This is a genomic window from Streptomyces albidus (ex Kaewkla and Franco 2022), from assembly GCF_013870515.1.
Lineage (GTDB): Bacteria > Actinomycetota > Actinomycetes > Streptomycetales > Streptomycetaceae > Streptomyces > Streptomyces albidus.
Genome location: NZ_JACBXA010000045.1, coordinates 1 through 16,814, shown reverse-complemented (window position 1 = coordinate 16,814; position 16,814 = coordinate 1). Strand labels below are relative to the sequence as shown.

General features: G+C 69.7%; 17 protein-coding genes. 12 read left to right on the top strand and 5 right to left on the bottom strand.

The features are described 5' to 3' along the window. Positions 1 to 11: 11 nt before the first annotated feature. The 11 genes from sufD to H5J26_RS10360 all read left to right on the top strand — a co-directional run bounded on the left by sufD (position 12) and on the right by H5J26_RS10360 (position 8,322). On the top strand, positions 12 to 1,247 hold the full coding sequence (sufD, locus tag H5J26_RS10410) for a Fe-S cluster assembly protein SufD (protein WP_181765487.1): 1,236 nt from the start codon (positions 12 to 14) through the stop codon (positions 1,245 to 1,247). Beyond that, complete coding sequence (locus H5J26_RS10405; RefSeq protein ID WP_181765486.1) at positions 1,244 to 1,585, top strand: non-heme iron oxygenase ferredoxin subunit; 342 nt, start codon at positions 1,244 to 1,246, stop codon at positions 1,583 to 1,585. The genes sufD and H5J26_RS10405 overlap by 4 nt, the downstream gene beginning before the upstream one ends. 7 nt (positions 1,586 to 1,592) lie before the next feature. After that, positions 1,593 to 2,357, top strand: a complete 765-nt coding sequence (gene sufC / locus H5J26_RS10400; RefSeq protein ID WP_181765485.1) for a Fe-S cluster assembly ATPase SufC — start codon at positions 1,593 to 1,595, stop codon at positions 2,355 to 2,357. Next, the gene (locus H5J26_RS10395) at positions 2,354 to 3,616 is read left to right on the top strand and encodes a cysteine desulfurase (protein ID WP_181765484.1); all 1,263 of its coding nucleotides are present in this window, start codon (positions 2,354 to 2,356) and stop codon (positions 3,614 to 3,616) included. The genes sufC and H5J26_RS10395 overlap by 4 nt, the downstream gene beginning before the upstream one ends. Positions 3,617 to 3,654: 38 nt before the next feature. Beyond that, the gene (gene sufU / locus H5J26_RS10390; RefSeq protein WP_181765483.1) at positions 3,655 to 4,122 is read left to right on the top strand and encodes a Fe-S cluster assembly sulfur transfer protein SufU; all 468 of its coding nucleotides are present in this window, start codon (positions 3,655 to 3,657) and stop codon (positions 4,120 to 4,122) included. Next, on the top strand, positions 4,119 to 4,448 hold the full coding sequence (locus H5J26_RS10385; RefSeq protein ID WP_181765482.1) for a metal-sulfur cluster assembly factor: 330 nt from the start codon (positions 4,119 to 4,121) through the stop codon (positions 4,446 to 4,448). Before sufU ends, H5J26_RS10385 begins: the two co-directional genes overlap by 4 nt. Positions 4,449 to 4,585: 137 nt before the next feature. After that, complete coding sequence (locus H5J26_RS10380; RefSeq protein WP_181765481.1) at positions 4,586 to 4,906, top strand: DMT family transporter; 321 nt, start codon at positions 4,586 to 4,588, stop codon at positions 4,904 to 4,906. Continuing rightward, positions 4,906 to 5,475: a TetR/AcrR family transcriptional regulator gene (locus tag H5J26_RS10375; protein WP_181765480.1), complete on the top strand. Its 570-nt coding sequence runs from the start codon at positions 4,906 to 4,908 to the stop codon at positions 5,473 to 5,475. The genes H5J26_RS10380 and H5J26_RS10375 overlap by 1 nt, the downstream gene beginning before the upstream one ends. A gap of 75 nt (positions 5,476 to 5,550) precedes the next feature. Then, positions 5,551 to 6,561 carry a 2,3,4,5-tetrahydropyridine-2,6-dicarboxylate N-succinyltransferase gene (gene dapD / locus H5J26_RS10370; RefSeq protein ID WP_181765479.1) on the top strand — a complete coding sequence of 337 codons (1,011 nt, stop codon included), beginning with the start codon at positions 5,551 to 5,553 and terminating at the stop codon, positions 6,559 to 6,561. Between the two features lie 153 nt (positions 6,562 to 6,714). Beyond that, entirely contained in the window at positions 6,715 to 7,554 is an 840-nt protein-coding gene (locus tag H5J26_RS10365) for an EI24 domain-containing protein (RefSeq protein ID WP_181765478.1), read from the top strand. A 321-nt stretch (positions 7,555 to 7,875) separates the two neighbouring features. Beyond that, entirely contained in the window at positions 7,876 to 8,322 is a 447-nt protein-coding gene (locus tag H5J26_RS10360; RefSeq protein WP_181765477.1) for a MarR family winged helix-turn-helix transcriptional regulator, read from the top strand. 132 nt (positions 8,323 to 8,454) lie between these two features. On the opposite strand, the gene H5J26_RS10355 is transcribed toward H5J26_RS10360, so the two are convergent. Then, on the bottom strand, positions 8,455 to 10,284 hold the full coding sequence (locus H5J26_RS10355) for an endonuclease/exonuclease/phosphatase family protein (protein ID WP_181765476.1): 1,830 nt from the start codon (positions 10,282 to 10,284) through the stop codon (positions 8,455 to 8,457). Positions 10,285 to 10,585: 301 nt separating this feature from the next. On the opposite strand from H5J26_RS10355, the gene H5J26_RS10350 reads away from it, so the two are divergent. Then, entirely contained in the window at positions 10,586 to 12,157 is a 1,572-nt protein-coding gene (locus H5J26_RS10350) for a hypothetical protein (protein ID WP_181765475.1), read from the top strand. A gap of 65 nt (positions 12,158 to 12,222) precedes the next feature. Here H5J26_RS10350 and H5J26_RS10345 read toward each other — a convergent pair whose 3' ends face one another. The 4 genes from H5J26_RS10345 to H5J26_RS32245 all read right to left on the bottom strand — a co-directional run. Next, entirely contained in the window at positions 12,223 to 12,987 is a 765-nt protein-coding gene (locus tag H5J26_RS10345; RefSeq protein WP_181765474.1) for a crotonase/enoyl-CoA hydratase family protein, read from the bottom strand. A 333-nt stretch (positions 12,988 to 13,320) separates the two neighbouring features. Then, positions 13,321 to 14,718, bottom strand: coding sequence for an NADP-dependent succinic semialdehyde dehydrogenase (locus H5J26_RS10340; RefSeq protein WP_181765473.1), 1,398 nt, complete (start codon positions 14,716 to 14,718; stop codon positions 13,321 to 13,323). A gap of 276 nt (positions 14,719 to 14,994) precedes the next feature. Beyond that, positions 14,995 to 16,080, bottom strand: coding sequence for a TerD family protein (locus tag H5J26_RS10335; protein WP_309237857.1), 1,086 nt, complete (start codon positions 16,078 to 16,080; stop codon positions 14,995 to 14,997). Next, positions 16,004 to 16,814, bottom strand: an 811-nt coding sequence (locus tag H5J26_RS32245) for a DMT family transporter (protein ID WP_309237856.1), incomplete at its 5' end; no start/stop codon positions are given. The genes H5J26_RS10335 and H5J26_RS32245, both read right to left, overlap by 77 nt.

The following is a 16,814-nucleotide window of genomic DNA, read 5'->3' as shown; positions in this document are numbered from 1 at the left end:
GTACGAGCGCCATGGCTGAGGCTCAGAACTCCCCCAAGGACGTGGTCCAGGGGGGACCCACACCGGTCGGTTCGAACACCACCGGATCGTCCCCCGAACTCCGTCCGGCGGGACCCCCAGCGGTGACTGCCGAGTCCACCGTCGCCACCCGGATGAGTGCACCGCCCTCCTTCGACGTGGCGGACTTCCCCGTGCCGCACGGCCGGGAAGAGGAGTGGCGCTTCACTCCGATCGAGCGGCTCAGGGGACTGCACGACGGCACGGCCGAGGCGTCGGGTTCGCTCAAGGTCGAGGTCGACGCGCCCGAGGGCGTGACGGTCGAGACCGTCGGACGTGGCGACTCCCGTGTCGGCCGTGCCGGAAAGCCGGTCGACCGGGTCGCCGCGCAGGCGTTCTCCTCCTTCGAGAAGGCCTCGGTCGTCACCGTGCCGAAGGAGGCCGTGCTCAAGGAGCCGGTGCGGGTCTCCCTGCACGGTGAGGGCGGCGTCAGCTACGGCCACACCGTCTTCGAGGTCAAGGACTTCGCCGAGGCCGTCATCGTCATCGACCACACCGGCGATGCCGTACGCGCCGCCAACGTCGAGTTCGTCCTCGGCGACGGCGCGAAACTGACCGTCGTCTCCATCCAGGACTGGGACGACACCGCCGTCCACTGCTCCCAGCACAACGCCCTGGTCGGCAGGGACGCCACGTTCAAGTCGGTCGTCGTCACCTTCGGCGGTGACCTGGTCCGTCTGCACCCGCGCGTGCAATACGCGGGCCCCGGCGGCGAGGCCGAGTTCTACGGCCTCTTCTTCACGGACAACGGCCAGCACCAGGAGCACCGTCTCTTCGTCGACCACGACAAGCCCAACTGCCGCAGCAACGTGGTCTACAAGGGCGCGCTGCAGGGCGAGGCGGCACACGCCGTGTGGATCGGCGACGTGCTGATCCGGGCCGAGGCCACCGGCACCGACACCTACGAGCTGAACCGCAACCTCGTGCTGACCGACGGTGCGCGGGTCGACTCGGTGCCCAACCTCGAGATCGAGACCGGCGAGATCGTCGGGGCCGGGCACGCCTCGGCCACCGGCCGGTTCGACGACGAGCAGCTGTTCTACCTCCAGGCCCGGGGCATCCCCGAGCAGGAGGCGCGGCGGCTCGTCGTGCGGGGCTTCTTCGCCGAACTGGTCCAGCAGATCGGTCTGCCGGACCTGGAGAAGCGCCTCATCGAGAAGATCGAGACCGAGCTGGAGACGTCCGTATGAGTGGCGGCGAAGGCTTCGTGCGTGCGGCGGCGCTCGGCGAGCTGGAGGCGGACACCCCGAAGCGGGTGGAGCTCGAAGGTGTGCCGGTCGCCCTCGTCCGTACGGAGGGCGAGGTGTTCGCGATCAACGACATCTGCTCGCACGCGAACGTCTCACTCTCCGAAGGAGAGGTCGACGACTGCCAGATCGAGTGCTGGCTGCACGGCTCCAGCTTCGACCTGCGCACCGGCAAGCCCTCCGGGCTTCCGGCGACCCGACCCGTACCCGTGTACCCCGTAAGAATCGAAGGCGACGGCCCTGATGCGGCTGTACTCGTCTCCGTCACCCAGGAGTCCTGAAGTCCCCATGGCAACGCTTGAGATCAACGACCTGCACGTCTCTGTCGACACCGAGAACGGTCCGAACGAGATCCTGCGCGGCGTCGACCTGACTGTGAAGCAGGGCGAGACGCACGCGATCATGGGGCCGAACGGCTCCGGCAAGTCCACCCTCGCCTACTCCCTCGCGGGGCACCCCAAGTACACGATCACCGGCGGCTCGGTGAGCCTCGACGGCGAGGACGTCCTGGAGATGACTCCGGACGAGCGCGCCCGTGCCGGCGTCTTCCTCGCCATGCAGTACCCGGTCGAGGTCCCCGGTGTCTCCGTCTCCAACTTCCTGCGCACCTCCGCCACGGCGCTGCGCGGCGAGGCGCCCAAGCTGCGTCTGTGGGTGAAGGAGGTCAAGGAGGCCATGGAGCGCCTCAGCATCGACCCGTCCTTCGCCGAGCGCAACGTCAACGAGGGCTTCTCCGGTGGTGAGAAGAAGCGGCACGAGATTCTCCAGCTGGAGCTTCTCAAGCCGAAGATCGCGATCCTCGACGAGACCGACTCCGGTCTCGACGTCGACGCGCTGCGGGTGGTCTCCGAAGGCGTCAACCGCGTCCGCGAGAGCGGCGAGGTCGGCACCCTGCTGATCACCCACTACACGCGCATCCTGCGCTACATCAAGCCCGACCACGTGCACGTCTTCGCCAAGGGCCGGATCGCCGAGTCCGGCGGCCCGGAGCTGGCCGACAAGCTGGAGGAAGAGGGCTACGAGGAATACGTGAAGGGGGGCGCCGGTTCGTGAGTGACGCGAAGCTGCCGGGTCTTCTCGATGCCGAGGCGATCCGCAAGGACTTCCCGATCCTGGACCGCGTGGTCCACGACGGAAAGAAGCTCGTCTACCTGGACAACGCGGCGACCTCGCAGAAGCCGCGCCAGGTCCTCGACGCGATGAGCGACTACAACGAGCGGCACAACGCCAACGTCCACCGCGGGGTGCACGTCCTCGCGGAGGAGGCCACGGCGCTGTACGAGGGCGCGCGCGACAAGGTCGCGGGCTTCATCAACGCGCCCAGCCGCGACGAGGTGGTCTTCACCAAGAACGCCTCCGAGTCGCTCAACCTCGTGGCGAACATGCTGGGCTGGGCCGAGGAGCCCTACCGCGTGGAGCACGACACCGAGATCGTCATCACGGAGATGGAGCACCACTCCAACATCGTGCCGTGGCAGCTTCTCTCGCAGCGCACCGGAGCGAAGCTCAAGTGGTTCGGTCTCACCGACGACGGCCGGCTGGACCTGTCCGCGATCGACGAGGTCATCACCGAGAAGACCAAGGTCGTCTCCTTCACGCTGGTCTCCAACATCATGGGCACCATCAACCCGGTCGACGCCATCGTCCGGCGTGCCCAGGAGGTCGGCGCCCTCGTCGTCGTGGACGCCTCGCAGGCCGCGCCGCACATGCCGCTGGACGTGCAGGCGCTCCAGGCCGACTTCGTCGCCTTCACCGGGCACAAGATGTGCGGTCCCACGGGCATCGGCGTGCTGTGGGGGCGTCAGGAGCTGCTCGACGACCTGCCGCCGTTCCTCGGCGGCGGCGAGATGATCGAGACGGTCACGATGCACGCGTCCACGTACGCGCCGGCGCCGCACAAGTTCGAGGCGGGCACGCCGCCGATCGCGCAGGCGGTCGGGCTGGGCGCGGCGGTCGACTATCTCTCCGCCATCGGCATGGACAAGATCGAGGCGCACGAGCACGCGCTGACCGAGTACGCCGTGCGCAAGCTCCAGGAGATTCCCGACCTGCGTTTCATCGGCCCCACCACGGCCGAGGACCGCGGCGCCGCGATCTCCTTCACCCTCGGTGACATCCACCCGCACGACGTGGGCCAGGTGCTGGACGAGCAGGGGATCGCGGTCCGGGTCGGGCACCACTGTGCGCGGCCGGTCTGCCTGCGGTACGGAATTCCTGCGACCACGCGAGCGTCGTTCTATCTGTACTCCACGCCGGCCGAGGTGGACGCCCTGGCCGAGGGCGTGGAGCACGTACGGAACTTCTTCGGTTAGAGAAGCGCGGCGACTGAGGACTACGGACGGACTGACTCGTGAAGCTGGACTCCATGTACCAGGAAGTGATCCTGGACCACTACAAGCATCCGCACGGCCGCGGCCTGCGCGACGGTGACGCCGAGGTGCATCACGTCAACCCGACGTGCGGTGACGAGATCACACTGCGTGTCCTCTACGACGGCCACACCATCCGGGACGTCAGCTACGAGGGCCAGGGCTGCTCCATCAGCCAGGCCAGCGCATCGGTGCTGAACGAGCTGCTGGTCGGCAAGGAGCTGGACCGGGCGCGGACCATTCAGGAGACCTTCCTGGAGCTGATGCAGTCCAGGGGCAAGATCGAGCCTGACGACGCCATGGAGGACGTGCTGGAGGACGCGGTCGCGTTCGCCGGGGTCTCGAAGTACCCGGCGCGTGTGAAGTGTGCTCTGCTGAGCTGGATGGCATGGAAGGACGCCACCGCCCAGGCGTTGGGCGAGGACTCGGTAAAGGAGAAGACGGTATGACCGAGACCGGCACGAAGCCCGCGAGCGAGGACGAGGTCCGCGAGGCGCTGCTCGACGTCGTCGACCCCGAGCTGGGTATCGACGTCGTCAACCTGGGCCTGATCTACGGGGTCCACGTCGACGAGGCGAACATCGCCACCATCGACATGACGCTCACCTCGGCGGCCTGTCCGCTGACCGACGTCATCGAGGACCAGGCCAAGTCCGCGACGGAGGGCATCGTCGACGAACTGAAGATCAACTGGGTCTGGATGCCCCCGTGGGGCCCGGACAAGATCACGGACGACGGCCGTGACCAGCTCAGGGCGCTGGGCTTCAACGTCTGAGCGGTCACGCCTGCACGTCTCGCATCATCGACGGTCATGCTTCAGCAGTGCTGGAGCATGACCGTTCTGCGTTCCCGGGAGAAATACGTCCGATTCGTTGTGTACGGGCGTACGCATCTTTGTGTACGCTCGTACACATGGTGTACGCGACGCTCGCAGGGGCGATCCTGGCGGAAGTTCTGGGCACGACTGCGATGAAGTACAGCGACGGCTTCAGCAAGCTGTGGCCTTCGCTGATCACCACGTTGAGCTACGTCGTCGCCTTCGCGCTCCTCGCGCAGACACTCAAGACGATGTCCGTGGGGACCACGTACGCGATCTGGGCGGGAGTCGGCACCGCCGCCGTCGCCGCGATCGGGATCGTCTTCATCGGGGAACCGGTCACCGCGGCGAAGATCGCCGGCATCGTGCTGGTGATCCTCGGCGTCGTCGTGCTCAACCTCGGCGGGGCGCACTGATGCCGCGCCGCTACGACCCGGAGCGCCGCCAGCGCATCATCGACGCCGCCATCCGCATCGCCGAGCTCAACGGCATAGGCGCCATGAGCCACCGCACCGTCGCCGCCGAGGCGGACGTTCCGCTTGGCTCCACCACGTACCACTTCGCCAGCCTCGACGACCTGCTCGTCGCCGCCCTTCGGCAGGTCAACAGCGAGCCCCGCGGTGCCTTGACGGACTGGGAGGACGTGCTGACCGAGGTACGGGCCGGGCCGCAGGAAGAGGGCCTGACGCTCGCGGACGCGCTCACACGCCTGCTGGAGGAGTACGCGCGCGGAGACCGCGGACGGATCCGCCTGGAGTACGAGATCTATCTCGCCGCGCTGCGGCGCCCCGCGCTCCAGCCCGTCGCCGCGGAATGCATCGACGAGATGGTGGAGGTGATCGGGAGGCACACCCCCGACCCCGCCATGGCACGCGTCCTCGTGGCCCTCATCGACGGCCTGCTGCTCCAACTCCTGCTCACCGACCGCCCCTTCGACCGCGCGGCGGTACGCGAGGCGCTCGCCCGTGTCACTGGGGAGTCCTGAGCCGCGGCAGCCGGGCGGCTCCGCCTGCTGAGACCGGTTGGCCTCGGCCGTGCCGCGGCCGATAGCGTTCGAGACATGACCCAAGCAGCAGCCAGCACCACCCGCACCACCGGCGCCGTCGCCGTCGGGCTCGCCACCGTCGTCCGTGAGGGCGCCGGTGGAGGGACCGTACTGGACACCTGGTTCCCCGCCCCCGAACTCGTCGCCGAGCCCGGCGACCCGGCGGGTACCGAGCGCCTGAGCCCTGAGCGCGCCGCCGAAGCACTCGGTGAGGCCGCGCCGCAGGCGCTCGGCACCGACCCGGTGCGCGGGGTCGAGATCGTGGCCGTCCGCACCGTCATCGGCTCTCTCGACGACAAGCCGCTGGACGCCCACGACGCGTACCTGCGGCTGCACCTGCTCAGCCACCGCCTGGTGCGGCCGCACGGGCAGAACCTGGAAGGGCTGTTCGGGCTGCTCGCCAACGTCGCGTGGACCAGCATCGGTCCCGTCGTCGTCGACCGGCTGGAGCAGGTGCGGCTGGCCGCCCGGGCTGCCGGCAAGCACCTGAGCGTCACCAGCGTCGACAAGTTCCCGCGCATGACGGACTACGTCGCGCCCAAGGGCGTGCGGATCGCCGACGCGGACCGCGCCCGTCTCGGCGCGCACCTCGCCGAGGGCACCACCGTCATGCACGAGGGCTTCGTCAACTTCAACGCGGGGACTCTCGGGACCTCGATGGTGGAGGGCCGCATCAGCGCGGGTGTCGTCGTCGGTGACGGCTCCGACGTCGGCGGCGGCGCCTCGATCATGGGCACCCTCTCCGGCGGCGGCAAGCAGACCATCTCCATCGGAGAGCGCTGCCTGCTGGGCGCCGAGGCCGGCATCGGCATCTCGCTCGGCGACGACTGCATCGTCGAGGCCGGGCTCTACGTCACCGCCGGCACTCGCGTGTCGCTGCCCGACGGGAAGATCGTCAAGGCGATGTCCCTGTCCGGCGCGGACAACCTCCTCTTCCGCCGCAACTCCACCACCGGCACGGTCGAGGTGCTGCAGCGCTCCGGCTCCTGGGGCGGCCTGAACGCCGCGCTGCACAGCAACGACTAGGGGGTGTCCGCGAAGTAGCGTCGTCCGCCCGCGCCCCGGGCGGGACTTTGCGGTCACCCCCTAGCCGCGTGGGAACGGCGGGTGCGGCCTGACGTGCCGCCCTGACCCTGACCGGCTGCCGTTCGCATGCCCGTAGGCCATAGGCTTACGGGCATGCGTGATCTCACGGCGGGGGTACGGTATTTGGGGCGCGGCCAGCGATGGGCCGTCGGGCACGGACGGTGGTTCGGCTTCGGCCTGCTGCCCGCGGTGGTGACTCTCGTGCTGTACGCGGGGGCGCTCACTGCGCTGGCCTTCTTCGCGGACGACGTCGCGATCTGGGCCACGCCCTTCGCCGACGAATGGGACGAGTTCTGGCAGGAGAGCCTGCGCATCGTCTTCGCGGTGCTGTTCTGGATCGCCAGCCTGTTCGTCTCGATCCTCACCTTCACCGCCGTCACGCTGCTCGTGGGCGATCCCTTCTACGAGAAGCTGTCCGAGCAGGTGGAGGAGTCGGAGGGCGGCTGTCCCCCGGGCACGGACAGGCCCCTGTGGCTGGAGCTGTGGACCTCGCTGCGCGACAGCCTGTACGTGTTGTGGCGCATGCTGCTCTTCACCGTGCCGCTCTTCTTCCTGGGATTCCTGCCTGTCGTCGGGCAGACCGTGATCCCGGCGCTCGGCTTCGCCGTCTCCGGCTTCTTCCTCGCGGTGGAGCTGTCCTCGGTCGCCATGCAGCGGCGGGGCATTCCCGTACGGGAGAGGATGCGGATACTGCGTACGCGCAAGACGCTAGCGCTGGGCTTCGGTGTGCCGCTGGTGCTGATGTTCCTCGTCCCGCTGGTCGCCGTGCTGCTGATGCCGGGGGCGGTCGCGGGAGCGGCGATGCTCGTACGCGACCTGACCGGGGAGGCCGGTGAGGAGCGCGACGCGCACGAGCCCACGGCCGACGGTCCCCGCACCCCGGATCCGGCACAGCCCGGTGAGGACCCGCGCTCGTCGGCGTCGTACTGGTGAGGGCGCGGGCCGGGACGAGCGCCCGGCTCACATCGGCGCGAGCGGCGGGCTGTTCAGCGACGCCGGACAGCCCGTACTCCGAACTGCCGCGTCAGCACCCCTCGTTGCTGCAGGCGGCGCCGGAACCGACCCACTCCTGAGCTCGTACGTCCGGCACTGCCCGGATGTCACGGTTCACCTGGAAGAGCGCCCAGTCCAGTTTGCATGCACGCGCATCTTCTTCTGGCCCTGTGCTTGCCTGAGGCGAGGTGCTCGGCATCGCGCAAGAGCTTGCACGGTCATGTATCTTGTGGCCAACCCCTGCCCTAGGAGAATCCCTCCATGACGACCGCATTCCGAGCGCCGCCCGCCTCGTCCGACCAAGGCATGTGGGACAGGGTGCAGGCGTTGCACACGTACGTCGAGGGCAAGTTGGCACAGGCGCTCCAGCGGCATCACGGCGTCGGCCTCTCCGAGTACCGCGCGCTGGCGGGCCTTTCACAGGCGAAGGACGGCGAGCTGCGCATGCAGGAGCTGGCCGACCGGATCGGCATGGGGCAGAGTTCCGTGACGCGCCTGGTGGGGCGGCTGGAGACGGCCGGATACGCATACAAGGACCTGTGTCCGGACGACAAGCGCGGGGTCTACGCCGTGATCACCGACGGCGGGCGTGAGCGGTGCACGGAGGCTCGTGCCACCTATGCGGAGGTTCTCAGCTCGGCACTGAACACCGCCGGCGCCGATCCGCAACTGGCCGGTGCCGTGCAGGCGTTGCGCAAGTCCGCCTGAGGCGGCGCCCCTCGGGGCCGCACGCCAGGAACTCAAGTCCCGCCTTCTGTCTGAACATGCCGCAGTGCGTGACGCGGCCGGCGGGCACCTTCCCTCAAGGGCGTCCGCCGGCCGGTCCGCGGTCCCGCCGTGTCAGCGGTTGAGCCGGATCACCGTCGGGTCGTGGTCACTGGCCTGGTCGTGGAACTCGGCGTTGATGTGGACGATGTCGTACTCCACGGCCCCGGTGCCCTTGCTGGTCAGAACGTGGTCGAGGACCTGCGAGTTGCCGCTGAAGACGTAGCCGTAGTGCTCGCCTGCGGGCAGCTTCTCCATCGGGCTCGTCAGGGCCTTGCCCGCACGCACCGCGTCGAGGCTGGGGGAGAAGGGGAAGTCGTTGAAGTCGCCGGCGGCGATGACGGCGGCCTTCGAGTCGACCGACTGGACTTCCTTGGCGAAGGCGTTGACGAGCTTCGCCTGTTCGACGCGCTGCTTCTCCGAGGCGCGCTCCGGCGGCTGGATGCGGCCCTCCATGGGGGCGTCACCGCCCTTGGAGCTGAAGTGGTTGGCCACGACGAAGACTTGACGTCCGCGGAAGGTGAACTCGCCCGCCAGGGGCTTGCGGGTCTCCTTCCAGGCGGCATCCTGCGGCGTGACGCGTCCGGGGTTGGCGGACAGCTTCGGCGCGCCGCCGTCGTCCTCGACCTTGACCGGGCTGGTCGCGTCGCCGCCCTTGCGGTCGGTGAAGGAGACCCGCTTCGGGTTGTAGAGGAAGGCGACGCGGATGTTGCCGCCGGGCTGGCCGCCGTCCGCCTTGTCCTCGGGGCTGATCTGCCGCCACTCGTAGGCGGGTCCGCCCGCCTTCTTGATGGCGGCGGTCAGCTGGTCGAGGGTCTTGTCGGCGGCGACGGTGCCGTCGTCGTCCGGCCCGGAGTTGTCCTGCACCTCTTCGAGGGCGACGACGTCGGGTGAGGCGAGGTTCTCGACCAGCCCCTCGGCGAGGCGGTCGAACTTGGCGGCGTCGCTGGCGGGGGAGAGGTTCTCGACGTTGTAGGTGGCGACGGCGAGTTGGTCCTTGCGCTGCTTGCGGGTCTTCTCCCGCTTGAGCTTGTTGTCCTTCAACTCGCCCATGGCGGTGGCCCGTACGGTGTACCCGCCGAAGTTGTCGTAGTCGAGCGGGCCCGCTGTGGTACCGCTCAGCGCGTCACCGACGTTCGCGTCGGGGAAGGGGTGCTCCTTCAGGTCGAGCAGCGAACTGACCTTCACCCGGGCGCCGTTCTGCTCGTCGTAGTCGCCGTAGAGGGTGCCGCCGCGCGGAGTCGGGTTCTCTTCGGGGTCGGCGGTCACCCACAGCTCGCCGAACTCGGTGGTCGGGCCGGTCACCGGTGCGTTCTTCAGCTGCGTGCGCATGCCTTCGAGGGACTCGTAGAGGTCGAGGGCGTTCTCCTCGGGGCGCAGCTTCAGCCCCTCGATGTCGCCGTTCTCCCCGCCCTTCGGCGCGTACTTGTCCGGGACGCGGTCGGCGTTCAGGGCTGCGGCCTTGGGCAGCCGCTCGCCCCTGGACTTCACCGTCCACTTCGCACCGGTCAGCTGCGTGACGGACTGGCCGCCGACGTCCTTGCCGCCGGGGTAGAACTCGCTGACCTCACCGGAGACGCGGACGGAGTCCTCCACCTTCACGTCGGGGGTCTTCTCGCCGGTGTAGACGAACACGCCCTCGCTGGTGGCCGGGTCGCTGTCCGGCTTGGGGTCCTGCAGCCAGAAGCCGCGCGCCTTGCCGAAGCCCCGCACAGCGGTGACGACCCCCGGCACGTCGCTGACCTGCTTGCCGGCGAGCGGGGATATTCGTTCACTGCCCTGGATCTCGTGAAGACGGGGCGCCTTGACCGTGCTTCCGGACGCGGAGAAGGAAGGCAGTACCAGCAGTGTGGAGCACAGCGCCACGACGGTGATGGCCGATGTGCGTGCGAGACGGGAAGACAACGGTGCCTCCGAGGGGGGTGGCGGTTTGTGGTTCGGTTGTGCGATACGGTCCGGCCATTCTCTACGCGCGTAAAGTCTGGCGCCCGAACTCTGGTTGTCAAGCAGATGACGGACCAGTCGGTACGAGTGCGACACAACTGCTGCGCAGTCGACGCCCGATGACACTCAGCGCTGCCGAACGGTGACGGACAGGCGCCGGGGTGGCGGGCGTGCGATTCGGGCAGTGGGGGACACATCCCGTCTACTCTGGGGGCCGCATCATTCCGGCTATGTGTAGCACCCGTAGGAGATGAACGCGCTGATGTCCGGTGAATTGACCGGTGACGACCGTCCCGCCATGCCGCCTGTGCGGCTGCCTTCGGAAGCAGAGCTGGCGCGGGACGCACTCGCCGCACCGCTCTTCGCACGGGCAGCCAGGCTTGCGAGTTGGGCCGGGGCCGAGGGCGGCGCCGGGAACGGGAGCGCGGCGGGAGTTCCGGTCGGAGCGGGCGGTGAACTGCTCGCCGACAAGCTGAAGGAAGCGACCGGACATCTGGGTCTCTCCGACGACGAGGACGGGCAGGTTCACACGTCCCAGGCATGGCATCTGGCCATCGACACGGGCCTGTTGGAGGTAGAGGAGCACGGCGAGAGCGAGGAGACGGGTGACGGGCCCGTCAACCCGGCCGGACTCACCGAGCAGCCCGTGGGCACGGCGCGTCCCGGGGACGAACTGGACCAACTCCGCGGCGGCGGCAGCCCCGTCGACGTCCTGGAGATCTGGCAGGAAGGGATGGAGAGCGTCCTCGCCGACGCCGCCACGCCGAGTTTCGAGGACCTCGTCGGAGGGCTCGAAGGAATCACCGGCGACGACGGAGAGATCGATCCGGAAGCCATCGACCTCGACTCCCTGGACTGGAATCCGGAGAAGGAGGCCGACTTCCTCGACGGCACCCTGGGCAACCTCTACCTCCTCACCGCCACCGATCAGGCCGTCTCCGCCGGGGCGATGGTGCCCCTGCCGGTGCTCGCCGCCTCGATGATCGTCCCGGACGACATGGACGAACCGACCGACGAGGTCCTCGAAGAGGTCTCGGCGGCGATGATGAAGCTCGACGAGCAGTTCCGGATGCTCGCACCGACGGGGCTGGTCGAATACCGCCCCGTCGACGAGGCGTTGACCGAGGAGACGGACGAAGACGCCGAGCTGCCGGAGCAGTTGGACGACGAGGACGTCACCCGCTACGGAATGGTGCGGCTGACGCCGCTGGGCATCTACGGCGTACGGACCCGGATCCGCGAGGCGGGCATCGACGCGCCGGCAGTGGGCGACCTCGCCGACGCCGAGGCGGCGAAGCTGCTGGACGCGCTGCCCGCCTATACCGAGGAGAACGCACAGGCGGAGATCGAGTCCTGGCTCGCCGCGCGTACACCTCTGCTGGCCGCCCGTGAACTGCTCGCCGCGGCGCACGGAACGGACGACCACGCCCCTTCACGCCGCCTCGCCTGCCAGCAGGCCCTCTCGCTCATCGGCATGGATGCCGAACCCGCCCTGCGCGAGGTGCTGGAGGACCGGGAGCTGGGCGGCCTGGCGAGGGTCTGGCTGGTGGAGCACGGTGCCCAGGACGTTCCGCAGCCGGATGAGGAGATGGTCTTCTGGCTGACCGTCGACACCATCGCGGCCCAGCTCGCCACCGCAGGCGAAGCCGCCGAACTGCAGGGGCTCGTACAGGGGCTCGTCGACCAGCACGCCGGCTTCTTCGACAAGGCCTGGAAGGTCGAACACCCCGCGACGGGCGAGGTGCTGGAGGCGATGGGCCGGGTGCATCCCGACAGGCAGACGGCGAAGGAGGCCCGCAAGGCGGCCTTCAAAGCGCGGAGCCGGCTGAACTGAACCGGCGGAGCAGGGCGTGCGGGGCACAAGCTGGGCCCCGTCTCCGGCCCGCCCGGTGAGACGTCTCAGATCGCCTTGAAGTCTCCGTGCCGTCCGGCGCCCGCGGCGAAGCGGGCCGCGCCCTCGCCGGCTTCGAGCAACGCGGCCTGCCCGTGGCGCAGTTCGCGGTCCATCGCCTCCTCCTCGGTCAGGCCCTCCTGCTCGTGGACGGAGGCCAGGTCGCCGCGCAGACAGGTCTGCGGGAAGCGTGCCAGTTCGGCTGCCAGCTCTTCGGCGGCCTCGCGGGCCGTGCCGGGCGCGACGAGCCGGTTGGCGAGCCCCATGTCGAGGGCCTCGGTCGCGGGGACGGGACGGCCCGTGAGGATGAGGTCGAGCGCCCGGCTCGTACCGATCAGGCGGGGGAGGCGGACCGTACCGCCGTCGATCAGAGGCACACCCCAGCGCCGGCAGAAGACGCCGAAGACGGCGTCCTCCTCGGCCACGCGCAGATCGCACCAGAGCGCGAGTTCGAGCCCGCCTGCGACCGCGTGGCCGCTGACCGCGGCGATGACCGGTTTCGTCAGGCGCATCCGCGTGGGGCCCATCGGGCCGTCGCCGTCGGGGGCGACGCGGTTGGCCCGGTCGGTGCCGATGGCCTTGAGATCGGCGCCCGCGCAGAAGGTGCCGCCTTCGCCCCACAGGACCGCGACCAGCGCCTCGGGGTCCTCCTCGAAGGCGCGGAAGGCGTCGGCCAGGGCGGCGGCGGTCGCGCCGTCGACGGCGTTGCGGGCGGCGGGCCGGGAGAGGACGACCGTGGTGACCGGGCCGTTCCTTTCGGTGCGTACGGCCATGGCTGGCGGGACCTCCGGGTGGACGGACGACGGCGCAACGCGCGAACCGGGCAGGACGCATCCAGGGAAGCGGCGTGCGTGGGGCGCCGGCTCGCGACGCAGACCCTATCGCCGTGCCCGGCGGCTCCGGCCCGCGGTGCGAGGGCCGCCTGCGGAGGTGCCTGGGCGGGGAGGGGTGCGGCCCGTGCGGCAGAGGCCGGGCGAGCGGGCCGTCTCTTCTCACACGGCCCGCCCGCCCGGTCCCCACCGGACTCTGCGCCCGGCCCCGATGCCATGGCCCCGAGGGCTCACGGCCTCCTGGGACCGGACAAGACCATTGTCACTCCTGCTGACTCACTCTTCAGGGCCGAACCAGACAGTGGTCGGGTTGCAGAACTCGCGGATGCCGTGGCCCGCAAGCTCCCGCCCGTACCCCGAGCGCTTGGCGCCGCCGAAGGGCAGCCCGGGGTGCGAAGCGGTCATGCCGTTGAAGAAGATGCCGCCGGCCTCCAGATCCCGCGTCAGGACCTCCTGCTCGGCGGGGTCGCGCGTCCACGCGTTGGAGCTGAGGCCGAACGGGGAGTCGTTGGCGAGCGTCAGGGCCTCTTCGAGGTCGGTCACGCGGTACAGGGAGGCGACCGGGCCGAACGCCTCCTCCTTGTGGATCCTCATCTCCTCCGTGATGCCGGTCAGGACGGTCGGCTCGTAGAACCAGCCTTCCTGGAGATGAAGCGGACGCCCGCCTCCGCACAGGGCGGTGGCGCCGCGCCTGGTGGCGTCGTCGACGAGTTCCTCCAGGTCGGAGCGCCCCTGCGCGCTGGAGAGCGGCCCGACGTCGGTGCCCTCGTCCATCGGGTCGCCCACCTTGAGGGCCGCCATGCGCTCCACGAACCCGGAAGCGAACTGCTCGAAGACGTCCGCGTGGACGATGAAGCGCTTCGCGGCGATGCAGGACTGACCCGCGTTCTGCACTCGGGCGGTCACAGCTGTGCGGATCGCCTTGTCCAGATCGGCCGAGGGAAGCACCAGGAACGGGTCGCTGCCGCCCAGTTCCAGCACGGTCTTCTTGATCTCGTCCCCCGCGATGGAGGCGACCGAGCGACCCGCCGGCTCGCTCCCCGTGAGGGTGGCGGCCACGATCCGGTCGTCGCGCAGCAGGTCCGCGACGGCGCCGGAGCCGACGAGCAGGGTCTGGAAGGCGCCCTCCGGGAAGCCCGCCCTGCGGAAGAGCTCCTCCACGTACAGCGCGGTCTGGGGCACGTTCGAGGCGTGCTTGAGCAGCCCCGTGTTCCCGGCCATCAGAGCCGGGGCGGCGAAGCGGATGACCTGCCAGAGCGGGAAGTTCCACGGCATGACGGCGAGGACGGTGCCGATGGGGCGGTACCGCACGAAGGCGCGTGCCGCGCCGGAGTCCTCGACGTCGGCCTTGGCGGGGTGCTCGTCGGCCAGCTGGGCCTCGGCGTGCTCGGCGTACCAGCGCATCGCCTTGACGCACTTGGCCGCCTCGGCGCGGGCCGAGACGAGCGTCTTGCCCATCTCGGTGGTCATGGTGCGGGCGATCGACTCCTGGTCTGCTTCCAGCAGGTCCGCCGCCCGGTGCATGAGCCCCGCGCGCTGGGCGAAGTCGGTACGGCTGTATGCGCGGAAGGCGCGCTCGGCCCGGAAGAGCCGCTCCTCGATCTCGCCGACGTTCAGGGGCTCGAACGTCTTGAGGGTCTCGCCCGTGGCCGGGTTCACCGTGGCGATGGCCATGTGAAGCGCCTCCTTATGCATGCTTCGGTGCCTGTGCAGTCATGGACCGTGCGGCGAGCCGCGTGCCGAGCGCGGCGCGCGCATGCAGACGCTCGGCCTGAACGCGATGCCCGTACGCGTGCTCAATGTGCCGTCTTCTCGCGGTACCCCGGATTCGGCCGGCTATGACTTGTGGGGCGCGTCGGAAGTCGCCCGCGCCCCACTCCGCAGCTGTGCGCCGTCGCCGCCTCGGGCTCCGGCCGTGTCCGTCTGCGTCCCGCCTGTGCTCCGCCCCGGCTACAGCGCGGCGCCGCCCGGCTTGATCATGCCGCGGACCGTACGGGAGTCGACGTACTCACCGAGGGCCGTCATGTCCCACTCCCCGGAGAACTGGCGCACCAGCTTGCACATCAGGACCCCCGTGCGCGGCTCCGCGTTGCTGAGGTCGAAGCGGACCAGCTCCTCGTTGGTGCCCGCGTCCAAGAGGCGGCAGTACGCCTTGGCGACCTCGGTGAACTTCTGGCCCGAGAAGGAGTTGACGGTGAAGACCAGCCCAGTGACCTGCGGGGGGAGGTTGCCGAGATGGACGGTGATCATCTCGTCGTCGCCGCCGCCCTCACCGGTGAGGTTGTCGCCGGAGTGCTGCACGACGCCGTTGAGGATGGCCAGCTTGCCGAAGTAGCAGGCGTCCACCTTCTTGCGGTTGGCGTCGTAGGCGATGACCGAGGCGTCCAGGTCGATCTCCTGGGCCCTGCGGCCCGCGCGGTAAGCGGGCTCCCAGCCGAGGCCCATCTTGACGCTGCTCAGGACGGGGCGGCCGCCCTTGGTGAGGGAGACCGTCTGGTTCTTCTGGAGGCTGACCTTGCCCTTGTCCAGATTGATCTTGCCGTTGGAGGGTGCCGGTGCAGCGGCGGCGGGAGTGGGCGGGGGCGCCGGGGCCGCCTGCGGGGCGGGCTCCGGCGGGGGTGCCTGAGGGGTGGGAGCGGGGGCGGGGGTGGCCACCGGTGCGGCCGGCTCCTCCACGTTGACGCCGAAGTCGCTCGCGATGCCGCCGAGCCCGTTCGCGTACCCCTGGCCGACGGCGCGCACCTTCCAGGCGTCGCCGCGGCGGTAGACCTCGATCACGACGAGAGCCGTCTCGGTGCCCAGCTGCGGCGGGGTGAAGGTGGCGATGACTCCCTGAGTGGCGGCGTCGCGGACGGTGGCCGTGGGCTCCGTGCCGGCGAACGTCGCACCGTCCAGACTCGCGGTGACGACGATCTTCTGGACGTCCGAGGGCACGGCGGCCGTGTCGACGGTGATCGTGTCAGCGGCACCGCTGCTGTGCTTCACCCCCGGGCCGTTCGGCTGGTTGTAGAAGATGAAGTCGTCGTCGGAGCGCACCTTGCCCTGTTCGCCGAGGAGGAGCCCCGATACGTCGAGCCGGGTCGGCGCGGTCACTTCCACTGCCACCTGCGGCGCGGTCAGCGGAAGGTTCGAGCCAGGAGTCATTGCGGTCATGCCGGTCGTAACGAGTGGCCCCGCTTTGCAGTTCCTTTGCAGAGAGCGTGTTTCCCGGCGAGTGCGACCGGCCACCGGAACCTGACGTCCGTACGTGCGAGGAACGCACCGAGACGACGACTCCCAGCACCGCGACCGCCATGCCCGCCAGCGCGAGCGGGCCCGGCCGTTCACCGAACATGGCGTACGCCCACAGCACCGTCGTCGGAGGCGTCAGATACATCAGCGCGCTGGTACGGGTGACGCCGCTGCGCCGGAGGCTCAGCCAGTAGAAGCCGTAGCCGCCCACCGTCGAGAGCACCACCACCCACGTCACCGCCAGCCAGAACTCCGCGTCGGCGGGCGGCTCCAGGTGCCCCTGCCCGGCGAAGGCGGCGAGAGCCGTGAAGAGCAGTGCGCTCACCACGCAGTGCAGCGGCAGCGCGTCGGCGGCCCGGACCTGGTGACGGGCCCTCCGCTCGAGGAAGCTGGCAGCGAGCAGGCCGGCCATCCCTGCGAACGGGAGCAGGTAGGCGGCCGGCGGGGCGGCGGAGGGGGAGGTCAGGTCGTCCTGCACGACCATGGCGACTCCCGCGAGGCCCAGCACGAGCCCCGCCCACTGCCGGCGGGTGACCGTT

Excerpts from the sequence above, each read along its gene's own strand:
- sufD (WP_181765487.1), top strand. The coding sequence starts at position 12 with ATGGCTGAGGCTCAGAACTCCCCCAAGGACGTGGTCCAGGGGGGACCC.
- H5J26_RS10405 (WP_181765486.1), top strand. The coding sequence starts at position 1,244 with ATGAGTGGCGGCGAAGGCTTCGTGCGTGCGGCGGCGCTCGGCGAGCTG.
- sufC (WP_181765485.1), top strand. The coding sequence starts at position 1,593 with ATGGCAACGCTTGAGATCAACGACCTGCACGTCTCTGTCGACACCGAG.
- H5J26_RS10385 (WP_181765482.1), top strand. The coding sequence starts at position 4,119 with ATGACCGAGACCGGCACGAAGCCCGCGAGCGAGGACGAGGTCCGCGAG.
- H5J26_RS10380 (WP_181765481.1), top strand. The coding sequence starts at position 4,586 with ATGGTGTACGCGACGCTCGCAGGGGCGATCCTGGCGGAAGTTCTGGGC.
- H5J26_RS10375 (WP_181765480.1), top strand. The coding sequence starts at position 4,906 with ATGCCGCGCCGCTACGACCCGGAGCGCCGCCAGCGCATCATCGACGCC.
- dapD (WP_181765479.1), top strand. The coding sequence starts at position 5,551 with ATGACCCAAGCAGCAGCCAGCACCACCCGCACCACCGGCGCCGTCGCC.
- H5J26_RS10365 (WP_181765478.1), top strand. The coding sequence starts at position 6,715 with ATGCGTGATCTCACGGCGGGGGTACGGTATTTGGGGCGCGGCCAGCGA.
- H5J26_RS10360 (WP_181765477.1), top strand. The coding sequence starts at position 7,876 with ATGACGACCGCATTCCGAGCGCCGCCCGCCTCGTCCGACCAAGGCATG.
- H5J26_RS10350 (WP_181765475.1), top strand. The coding sequence starts at position 10,586 with ATGTCCGGTGAATTGACCGGTGACGACCGTCCCGCCATGCCGCCTGTG.
- H5J26_RS10345 (WP_181765474.1), bottom strand. The coding sequence starts at position 12,987 with ATGGCCGTACGCACCGAAAGGAACGGCCCGGTCACCACGGTCGTCCTC.
- H5J26_RS10340 (WP_181765473.1), bottom strand. The coding sequence starts at position 14,718 with ATGGCCATCGCCACGGTGAACCCGGCCACGGGCGAGACCCTCAAGACG.